The 10490-nt window shown below is 28.0% G+C and carries 12 protein-coding genes; 6 read left to right on the forward strand and 6 right to left on the reverse strand.

Annotated features, from left to right (window positions below):
• The first annotated feature begins 416 nt into the window (after window positions 1-416).
• On the forward strand, window positions 417-863 hold the full coding sequence (locus tag LQ615_RS13135) for a helix-turn-helix domain-containing protein (protein ID WP_239713595.1): 447 nt from the start codon (window positions 417-419) through the stop codon (window positions 861-863).
• A gap of 143 nt (window positions 864-1006) precedes the next feature.
• On the opposite strand, the gene LQ615_RS13550 is transcribed toward LQ615_RS13135, so the two are convergent.
• The 3 genes from LQ615_RS13550 to LQ615_RS13150 all read right to left on the reverse strand — a co-directional run bounded on the left by LQ615_RS13550 (window position 1007) and on the right by LQ615_RS13150 (window position 4011).
• Complete coding sequence (locus LQ615_RS13550; RefSeq protein WP_239713597.1) at window positions 1007-1414, reverse strand: GNAT family N-acetyltransferase; 408 nt, start codon at window positions 1412-1414, stop codon at window positions 1007-1009.
• 585 nt (window positions 1415-1999) lie between these two features.
• Window positions 2000-2269 carry a hypothetical protein gene (locus tag LQ615_RS13145; protein WP_239713599.1) on the reverse strand — a complete coding sequence of 90 codons (270 nt, stop codon included), beginning with the start codon at window positions 2267-2269 and terminating at the stop codon, window positions 2000-2002.
• Between the two features lie 785 nt (window positions 2270-3054).
• Window positions 3055-4011: a replication initiator protein A gene (locus tag LQ615_RS13150; RefSeq protein ID WP_239713601.1), complete on the reverse strand. Its 957-nt coding sequence runs from the start codon at window positions 4009-4011 to the stop codon at window positions 3055-3057.
• A 414-nt stretch (window positions 4012-4425) separates the two neighbouring features.
• On the opposite strand from LQ615_RS13150, the gene LQ615_RS13155 reads away from it, so the two are divergent.
• From LQ615_RS13155 to LQ615_RS13170, 4 genes are all read left to right on the forward strand, one after another.
• Window positions 4426-5148 carry a DUF536 domain-containing protein gene (locus tag LQ615_RS13155; protein WP_239713611.1) on the forward strand — a complete coding sequence of 241 codons (723 nt, stop codon included), beginning with the start codon at window positions 4426-4428 and terminating at the stop codon, window positions 5146-5148.
• A 351-nt stretch (window positions 5149-5499) separates the two neighbouring features.
• Window positions 5500-5718 carry a DUF1413 domain-containing protein gene (locus LQ615_RS13160; protein ID WP_119489785.1) on the forward strand — a complete coding sequence of 73 codons (219 nt, stop codon included), beginning with the start codon at window positions 5500-5502 and terminating at the stop codon, window positions 5716-5718.
• Between the two features lie 5 nt (window positions 5719-5723).
• Window positions 5724-6344 (forward strand): hypothetical protein, encoded by a 621-nt coding sequence (locus LQ615_RS13165; RefSeq protein WP_119489787.1) that lies wholly within the window; start codon window positions 5724-5726, stop codon window positions 6342-6344.
• A 262-nt stretch (window positions 6345-6606) separates the two neighbouring features.
• Entirely contained in the window at window positions 6607-7182 is a 576-nt protein-coding gene (locus LQ615_RS13170) for a recombinase family protein (RefSeq protein ID WP_000690626.1), read from the forward strand.
• Between the two features lie 121 nt (window positions 7183-7303).
• On the opposite strand, the gene LQ615_RS13175 is transcribed toward LQ615_RS13170, so the two are convergent.
• From LQ615_RS13175 to LQ615_RS13185, 3 genes are read right to left on the reverse strand one after another with little or no spacing between them, the layout of a single operon-like run.
• Window positions 7304-7993, reverse strand: a complete 690-nt coding sequence (locus LQ615_RS13175) for a hypothetical protein (protein ID WP_239713613.1) — start codon at window positions 7991-7993, stop codon at window positions 7304-7306.
• A complete protein-coding gene (locus tag LQ615_RS13180) occupies window positions 7977-8114 on the reverse strand; it encodes a hypothetical protein (protein ID WP_158262032.1) in 138 nt (45 codons plus the stop codon). Before LQ615_RS13180 ends, LQ615_RS13175 begins: the two co-directional genes overlap by 17 nt.
• A gap of 24 nt (window positions 8115-8138) precedes the next feature.
• Window positions 8139-8975, reverse strand: a complete 837-nt coding sequence (locus LQ615_RS13185; RefSeq protein ID WP_107580156.1) for a DNA adenine methylase — start codon at window positions 8973-8975, stop codon at window positions 8139-8141.
• Between the two features lie 145 nt (window positions 8976-9120).
• Here LQ615_RS13185 and LQ615_RS13190 point away from each other — a divergent pair, with 145 nt between their 5' ends.
• On the forward strand, window positions 9121-10434 hold the full coding sequence (locus tag LQ615_RS13190) for a type II restriction enzyme (RefSeq protein WP_204175012.1): 1314 nt from the start codon (window positions 9121-9123) through the stop codon (window positions 10432-10434).
• The last annotated feature ends 56 nt before the right edge of the window (window positions 10435-10490 follow it).

The raw sequence follows: 10490 nt of genomic DNA on the forward strand, positions 1-10490 counted from the left end.
GGATTGCAAATCTTACTGAAGAAATATCAAGATAAGAAAAAACATTTTTCAACCCCTAAAAAACGCAATAAAAAACACCCCTAAAGTTAGTTTTTTACTCTAACTTTAGGGGTGCAGTACCATTTTAGGGTGTTTTTTATATCTTTATTTTAATTAAAGTTTTAACAAAAACATAAATTACTAAAACAATAACAGCAATAATTGTTTTTATATGTTCAAATTTTGGTGCATTTCTAGGTTTATTAGCATACACTTAAATCAAGAAGAAACTCGTTTCTAAAGTCCTAAATCATTATCTTTATTTAGTAATATATTTAAATCTCCTTAATGCAACTTTACGGTTACATAATGCAACTATCTCATTCTTATAATCATCCCTAAAATGTTTTAAATTTAAAACACAGGAGGATAACCTAATGAAATTCCACGAAAAACTTAAGCAAGAAAGAAAAAAACTCAATTTATCTCAAGAAGATCTAGCAAATAAAATTAATATCAGTAGACAATCCATATCAAAATGGGAACTTGAAAAAGGTTATCCAAATATCGAAACACTTATAGAATTAAGTGAAGTATTTGATATTACTGTAGATGAACTGCTAAAAGGAGATGATTTTTTGAAAGATAAAATCGTTGAAGACAGTAAGAAACTAAAACATCCACTACTTTTTAATCTTGGGGAAGTCATAGGATTATTAGGTTTAATTATTTTAATTTCTAATTTTGTATTAAGAGGTATTCGATTAGCTACACATCAAGATATATTTCCTTTTTTACAGAGTAATCTAGTTACAATTATAGCAATTATATTTTTACTAATAAGTTGGCTAACTTATGAAACCTTTGGAAAAAATTATGAATAGTTTTACCCTAACTAAAAGATATAAAAAACATTTTTTAAACCCCAAAAAAACTCAATAAAGACCACCCTAATTTAGGGTGGTCTTTATATTTTTATTTTAAATCAAATTTTAAACGTGGACCAATTTCTTTAAAGTCTTTTTGTTTATAAAAAAGAAACTGTTCTACTCCATTTTTCAGGATCTGGAGCCCCTACTTCTAATCTAATCCAATTACGCATAAAGCCATATTCTTTTGCAGCTTGTATTAATTTTTCTCCAATTCCTTGAGATCTCATATTCGATTGAACATATAACTCCTGAATAATAGCAACAGAACCAGCTGCATATAACGATGAAACTTCGTGCAATGTTAATAAGCCTAAACATTCTTCTTCTTTAAGTGCTAAAAATACCGGATATAAATCGGCTTTATTTGTTAATAAATCTTCACAAATAGCAACTAAATCTTTAGCATGAATAGATTTTCCACTTAATTCAGTAAGTAACGTAGATGCCGCATTTGTTACTAATTCAATATCATTATGAGTAGCTTTTCTTATTATTACACTCACATTTATTCCTTCAATTCCATATATATTTAACACTAATGATACTATAATTTAAAAAACACAAATTAAACTAATATTTTTATACATTGCTCACTACGTATTTTGATGTTTTTAAATTCTTTTCAGATTCTCTACTAAGAGCATAAGGGGACACAATGCCACTACGTGTCACTCAGCATAGCTGAGGTATCTTCTTATGCTTTATACATCTTTTTTAAGCCATGTTAAAACCAAACAGATCATACGCCTAAGACACATATTCCAATTTTAAAATGTATAACCTGTATAAAAGTTTCCTGGCATCGTCAGAACTTGTATTCAGATTCTTTACAAGACTTTTATATCGGCGATTATAAAATTATAACTTCTCCAAGATTTCCCAATTTTGATTTTAAATTCTCAAATCAGCATTATTTTTTCAAACTATACATTTTTATACATACTTTTATTTTGAATTTTAAGCATGTTTATTTTTCACTTACTCAAATAACGCTTTTTATTTTTTAAACCTTACAACGCAAATATGAGCTAAATAAGACTCAAGACAAGAAGAAACTCGTTTTCAACTCGTTTCAAAAATTAAAAATATTACTTCCTTTCTCCATCTTTGCTTTTCTCATTATCAGGAAATAAAAAACCCAAAACAAAGGCAATAACACCTAATATAAAACCTAGAATAATCAACCCATTTAATTGCTTATTATCAAAGAAAGTAATTAATTCTAGATTACCTAAATAAGTCCAAAATCTATTATAACCAAAGTCAAAATCCATAAAATTCAACAATAGCGCAAGTAAAATAGGACATACAAAAACATAAGAACCACCCTTTATACCACTAATAAAACGCTTATTCAAAATCAAGATCTCCTTTTTATTTTTTATGCTACTAAACATATTGCTTTATTGACGTTGAGCCTCGGAACCCTTAACAATCCCAAAACTTGTCGAATGGTCGGCTTAATAGCTCAAGCTATGCCGACATTCGTCTGCAAGTTTAGTTAAGGGTTCTTCTCAACACTCAATAAATTTTCTCGGCATAAATGCGTCATCTACTTTTTTCTAGAACGATTAATCAAGAAATAACCTAAAAGACCACAAATCAAAATAAATAAAAATATAAGCATTTTCTATCTCCTTTTTAGCAAAACTTTATCACAAGACTTATTTAAAAATTAAATACCCTTATTTTGAATTTTAAGGGGCGTTTTAAAGAGCTAGGGGTAAATCATATGGTTTTATACCCAAAAACTTATATTGGCTCTTAAAACGTAAATATGAGCCAAATAAATATATGCTAATTTCACAAACAAAAATTTGAGCAAAACCAGTGCCTAATTTTTTAGACACTGCCCATTTACATGCAAATTTAAAAATTGGCATAAAAACTGTTCAACCATGCCGGTTGAACGCTATAGTTCCTGCAGAGGCAAAAGGCATAAAAAAACGCTAGCTTTTGAGCTAACGTTCATTATTTCGTTTTATAATTTGAGTCAGTTTTGCAATAGCTATTAAAACCAACATTGGTATAACTCCAAAGATAAATGACATTCACATATGACAAAACTCCTTATCAACAGTTAAAAATTAGGACTTTAATTGAATATTTTTAAGTTTCTTTGGTTAATGTAAGTACATTGAAATTAAATATTAAAAATATTGTTGCCTGTCATATTTTTTCTTCTCATATCTGCTGAATATAATTCTTCGAGTTCGGTTAAAATTGTTTGCATTAAGTACCCTTGCATTGAATGGATTGTTTCCTTTTGACCTTTAACTCCTCTGTCGTATATTGCTTTTTTAAATCTCTTTAAAGCAATTAATATTTCATCTTCAATATGTTCTAACATATAATACGCATCATCGTGATTTGAGTTAAACGATTTTTTGGCTTTAAGAATAATAGCTTTTATCATTTCTAAATCTCTATAATCATAATTTAATAAATAATTCGTTAATTGATCTGGGAATTCTTGTAATAGAATTTCTTTATAATCTTTATCATCCAAATTATTTGAAAATTGATTTGTGTGATTTGAATGATTGCTTATTTTATTTTTAGACGCTATATCATTCAAGTCATTCATATCATTATTCTTAGTCTTTATATAATCAGTATTACTTAAGTTAGTATCATTAGATTTTGATTTTCGAAATTCTTGTTTTTTGATTTTCAAAACTCTTGAATTTTGATTTTCACTATTCTGGAATTTTGATTTTCGAAATTCCTTGTTGTTACTGGTTTTGGAAGGCTTTTTTGGTTCTAATATATATATCTTATTAGGTTTGTTTAAACCCATTCTTTCTTGTTCTAATAAATTAAAATTTTCTAATTCCTTTTTAATTTTAGTTACTTTTTGAGTTCCGCAATTTAAAAGTTCACATAAATCTTTAGTAGTAAATATTAAATATACATTCCCATTTTCATCAATCCAGTTATTCATTTTAGATAATTCAAAACGATCTCTAAACATACAGTAGGCAATTTTTGAAGAATCACTAAGTTTTCTAAAATATTCATCTTCAAATAAAAATTTATAAAGTTTATAAAATCTTTCTTGTTCAAATTCTTGTATTGTAATTCTTTTGAAATTTGACATAATAAAAACCTCTTTCCGAATTTTAGTATGGTAAGAGGTAATAAAACGATTTTATATAGCTTTACATTTATTTAACGATTTAAGTTCTTGCACTAAGGTGTCATTCATTATATAATACAAGTATAAAATTGATATTAAACAAACGTGCCGCAACGTTTTATTACCAAACCCCGACTATTACCAGTAGTTGGGGTTTTTAATGTGTTAAGACTATTATAGCACTTTAAACAAGGTTATAAAAGAAGAAAATAAGAGTTTATCAAGGGTTGATAAAGGTTTGTCAATGACTATAAACCCTTGATAAACCTTTGACGAAATAAAATCATTTCATCTTTTATAACTTTGAATATAAACCTTCATAAGTTTATAATATAGCATAAAGGGTTGATAAACATTTTATAAAGGGTTGATAATATGAAAAGTGTGAAAATCTTAAGTGAAGAATTAGGGGTTAGTAAGCAAACAATTTTTAATAACATTAAACGATTGAATATAGAGACATTAAAACAGGAAAACACTTCCTTTATTAAAGAAGATACGGATATAGAAAAAATTATTCAAAGGGTAAATGAAAATAAAAAGAAATATGGTTTTGAAAGTACTGCAGAAGACAAACAAAAAAAAGAGTCAGATAATAATGTTGAATCCAAAAGTAATGCTCAAATAGTAGAAATCCTTAAAAAACAGATTGATACTTTAAATGATCAAATTGAAAGACAAGAAAGTCGTCATGAAACAACAATTGAATTTTACAGAAAAGAGTTGCAAGAAAGGTCAAAATTGCTTGAAAATCAACAAGTATTAGCATTAGAAAGTAATAAAAAAATTCAAAAGTTAGAGAATCAATTAGAAGAAGAAAGACAGCTTAATTACTCTTTTGATAAAGTGACTAATGATATAGAAAATATTAATGCACAAGAAGCCGATTTTACTGAAGAACCTAAAAATACTAACCAACAACAAGAGGAAAATCAAACAACGGATTATAGTGTTATATCTGGAGAGAATAAGGATGAAGATATAAAAAAAGTTACTACAGAGGAAGAGAAACGAGCTAAAGAACAAGAAAATGAGACTAATAATGAGGTGGAGCAGCCATCTAAAAAAGGATTTTGGAGTCGTTTGTTTGGTAACTAATTATATTAAAAAGCACGACAAGTTCATGAACTTGTCGTACTTTTTATGTGGATAGAACTTCTGATAATCATCTATTATGTCAACCAAATAACTTCCATAAACATTGTATTGACGGGATCTATAGTGTTCGTAGTTACTTGTTCAATATATATAAAATATACAATCGCATAACCACGCCGTTTATCATGTTCGGTATACATTTATAAAATTAATATTTATACATTTTCGGATACCGTCATGAGTGATTACAAATACAATAAAATAACGTAGTAAAAATTACAATGGAAATTCCACTTATACATTAGGTATAGTTAAGTAAACAACTAAATAAAATTGAAAGGTTGATTGTTAATGGTAACGTTGAACGAAGTAATTAGAAGAGCTGAAAGTAAAGATGATAAAAACCCCTTTATAATAAGAGATTTATTTACAGATCAAGAGTGGAAAAACGCAAAAGATGTTAAAGCAATAGGGAGAGCTTTTCGTGATGAAGTAAGACAGAAACGAGTTAAAGGTGTGCGTCATAAATGTAGAAAGCTCAATAACCATAACGAATATGTAAAGGAATAGTGAATATGAAAGTAGTAAGTAATTTGTTTTTGTATATAGTTTTACCGTCAGTCATTTGTGGCTTATTTATATGGCAAGTAGATAATTTTGAAAGTTTCTTCAAACAGTACCCTCATGCTTTCGACGGTTTAACATCAATCCTTGCTTTAGTAGCAACTACTATAAGTATTGTCATTGCTTATAAGTCATATAAAAATAGCGTAGAACAGGAAATAAGAAAGGAACAAAAACAGAGTAACCTTTTAAAAGATGCTATAAACAGAAAAACGCAAAAATTGAGAACACGAATTAATACAGTGAATTTAGAATATACTGTAAACCATGAAGTAGAGGGTTTGGATTTACTTTATACAGTGATGAAAGATAAAGATACACAATCAGATATTTTAGAATTTAAAGATATTATCGATAAGGAACTTTCAGAAAACCCTACAGGCTTTACAGAAAAAGATACAGAGTTAATAAGTAATCGAATTATGAAATTAGAGAATTTGTCAGTTATGGTAGGTATTTACATGGAGAATGAGGGCGAAGGATCAAGCACAACTCCTCAAGGAGCTTTAGGTAGAAATTCATTAAAAGAATACATACAGCAAAGTATCGATGCAGTTACGAATAAATTTTGATTATATAAATTTAGTTATCTAATCACAAAAAGCACCTAACCAGTTATGGATTAGATGCTTTTTTATTGCAAACATTCAAGAACATATAAATGAAAAAGAGTGTACAGAAAATAACCATTTTCTGTACACTCTTTTTTTATATCGAAATAAGTGAGGATTACATTTATTTTTATGTTCAGAAACCCAATAAAAAATCTATGTTCATAAAAGTACCCGTATTTAAGTTATGGTACACTAATGATGGATATAGGAGGTTTGTATTTTGAAAATAGGTTATGCAAGAGTTTCAACAGGATTACAAAATTTAAATTTACAAGAAGATCGATTAAATGCATATGGTTGTGAAAAGATATTTAACGATCATATGAGTGGTTCAAAAAGTAAAAGACCTGGTTTAGATAAAGCAATTGAATTTGCAAGGTCTGGAGATACTATTGTTGTTTGGAGATTAGATAGACTAGGACGTAATATGGAGGATTTAATTACATTAGTTAATGAGCTTAACGAACGAGGTGTAAGTTTCCATAGTTTAGAAGAAAATATAACGATGGATAAATCAAGTTCTACCGGACAATTATTATTTCATTTATTCGCAGCATTTGCAGAATTTGAACGTAATTTAATTTTAGAACGTTCTTCAGCTGGTAGAATTGCAGCACGTGCTAGAGGACGGTATGGTGGAAGACCCGAAAAATTAAACAAACAAGATTTAAAATTGCTCAAAACACTTTATGATAATGGTACGCCAATTAAGACAATTGCTGAACAATGGCAAGTTTCACGTACAACAATTTATCGTTATCTCAATAAATTAGAAGATGAAAAGAGTGATAAGTAAATACAACTTAACTTTCAACAATAATAAAAGTTAAAAAATACACACTAATCATACGTTTAAGCTATTATAAATTCAACAACTTCATTTGTATGATTAGAATGTACTCACAATAATCAAGATATTAACTTTCTTTATTTTTTTTGATGAACTTTTTCATGATTTCGATATTCTCCTTATTAAGTTTTTCAATCTTTTTATCAAAAAATGAATTAATTATTATAGTTATCAAAAAATTTATAAATAGATATATACCAATAGGTATAGATATATTACCTTTTATACTCACAAGCAAAACGATTCCTAAATTAATAAACCAAAAAACAATAATAGACAAATATTTATAAAATAGTAAGGTGTTCTTACTTTGTATATTATGCGTTTGTTTTAATCTAGTGTCTTGTGTGACACATAATAAAAATGTTATGAAGAAACATATAATAGACATGGCCAAAACATATAGGGTATCAATTTTTTTTGGTATATGAAAAAAATCAAGTATATTAATATCTTTTATTAAAGATATAAATAATGTTCCTATTATAAATATAATTATAATATTTGAAGATTTAAGAACTTTCATCTCTTTATCATAATTGTACAAGCTTTCGCTATCATAATTTATGTCATAGATATTTTCAAAAACGTATGTAAATAATAGAGGTAGTATAAACAGGTAAAAGTCTGTACTAGTATCACCTTTTGTTATTGTTTGTATTGGAGGTAATAATAATCCATAGCAAAAAATTTGTAAATAAGTCACACCAAAAAGTAAACTAGAAAATCTATTAAAATAATTAGTTATAAATTTCATAAATATACCCCTGCTGCATCTTTTTATCTTCGAATACATCTAATACATAATCACACAATGTTATTGCTGAATTCATTATAAGACGTGCCTCACGCCTATTTACTTTTACTGTAGTTGGCATTAAATTACTCCTCATCTTTATCATTTAGTAATTTGTTATTAATACCTCTTTAATTTTACCACGGCCATCGCCTTTACTGTTAATAGCTCTTGCTACTTCAACATGTCTAATATTAAAACCTTTGTATAAATCATACACCATATCTGCTGAACTGTTGCTTAACATTACCTTACAACCTCTTTTGTCTAAATCTAAGGCTAAATCCCTTAATCGAATTTGCTCATCTAATGTAAATCCATCTGCATTATATGATGTGAAAGCCGATGTTTTTGAAATAGGAATATAGGGACTATCTGCATATATAAAGTCACCTTCTTTTGCATCAGCACAAGCCTCTACGAAATCAGTATTTAAGATTGTTATGTCGTTTTCATTTAAATACTTACTTAATTTTAAAATACCTTCTTCATTAACGATATTTGGTTTTTTATACTTACCCATCGGTACATTTAGGTACCCTTTTTGAGAATATCGTAAAATTCCATTAAATCCGGTTTTGTTAATGTAAAGAATACGTGATGCACGTTCTACAGCAGTTAGTTTAGAAAATGTTTCCTCATCTCTATCTAACGCTCTGATACTATAGTAATACTCTTTTTCATTCACATGCTTTTTTAAGTCTTCTATTAATTCAAATGGATTGTCTTTAACTACTCTATAAAGATTAATTACTTCAAAATTAATATCATTAACTATTGCCGATGCAGGTTGAATACCTAATAAAACGCTGGCACCACCTAAAAATGGCTCAAAATATCGATTATATTCAGTTGGCATATTTGCCTTAATATCTGGTAAAACTTTTGATTTGCCACCTACATACTTTAGTATGGGCTTTATTATTTCATTATTATTAGTCATATAAATCACCTTAAATTTATTTACGAACGCTCGTTCTATTTATTTATAATAACATGCTTATGCAACTGTTTGTTATCCTATTAATATTTTCATTATTTTACCCTCTCATTTATAATTAAATTAACTTAAAGGGATGGTGTTATATATGAATGGTAAGAAGAAATTAGATACAAAAAATGATAAAGCATGGCAGATATTATTTGAAACGCACGATATTGTTGATGATTGCCATAAGAATGGGTTTTATGAAATAAGTGCAGATGATATTAAAAAAGTTAGAGAACCTAGACTGATGACAAAATTTGACCATTACAATAACCTACCTACTCAATTCAAAGACGAAAACCTTGTAATTTTGCCAAACAGACGTGGAAACTACGTTATCGGAAATTTTGATGTATACAAAGAACTTAAATATGAGAAAAATATCAAACCGGAAATCGTTAGCTTCCCTCATTCTATTGATACTATTAATCCAAAAGTCGTTACATCTGAAAGTGTCGCATTAAATGTTGCACATATTAGTAGAATGCTTAGTAAATTAGCGAACAATGAAAATTTAGATTTAACTGTCACTGGTAGAATGGGTTCAGGAACATTCTCTTATGATGTTCTTAATAAAACTACTAATACTAACTATAATTTTGGGGTAGAGAAGTCTCAAATAGAAATCGATGGTAGCTACGAAAGTAAAAACCACTTTTTAATTGTCGAATCTAAAATGCATACTGCAGATGACTTTATGGCACGTCAATTGTACTATCCTTTCAGAACTTTACAAACACGTACTAATAAGAAAATAAGTCCTATCTTCTTTACTCTGTCGAATGATGTGTACAGCTTTTTTATTTATGATGTTGCTGATATAAATAACTACAACTCACTACAATTAGTGAAACAAGTTAATTTCATGTTTAATCATAAAAGTATCATCAAAGATGACTTAATTAATATATATAAAAATGCTAGTGAAGTACCAGAACCACTTGTGCCGTTTCCACAAGCAGATAACTTCGAAAGAGTTATAGATTTACTTAATCTACTAGTTGAAAAAGATTTAACTTTTGAAGAAATAACTCTTAATTATGCTTTTACCTCAAGACAAACTGCATACTATACAAATGCAGGAATTTATTTAAGTTTAATAGAAAAGTTTACTAATGAGGATAATGAAATTGCGTATAGAATTACTAAAAAAGGACTAGATATTATACAAAAAGAAATTAAAGAAAAGTATCTATCACTTGCAGATGAAATCATCTCACATAAGCCATTCTATTTAGCATTCAAACATTACATTAAGAATAATGAAGTACCTAATAAATCAGAAACAGTCAATTATATGAAACAATGCAACATATATAACGTTGGTTCAGACGTTACTAGAGTACGTAGAAGTAGTACTATCAGAGGTTGGATTAGATGGATTGCAAATCTTACTGAAGAAATATCAAGATAAGAAAAAACATTTTTCAACCCCTAAAAAACGCAATAAAAAACACCCCTAAAGTTAGT

Source organism: Mammaliicoccus sp. C-M13 (assembly GCF_022386845.1).
Classification (GTDB): Bacteria; Bacillota; Bacilli; order Staphylococcales; family Staphylococcaceae; genus Mammaliicoccus; species Mammaliicoccus lentus.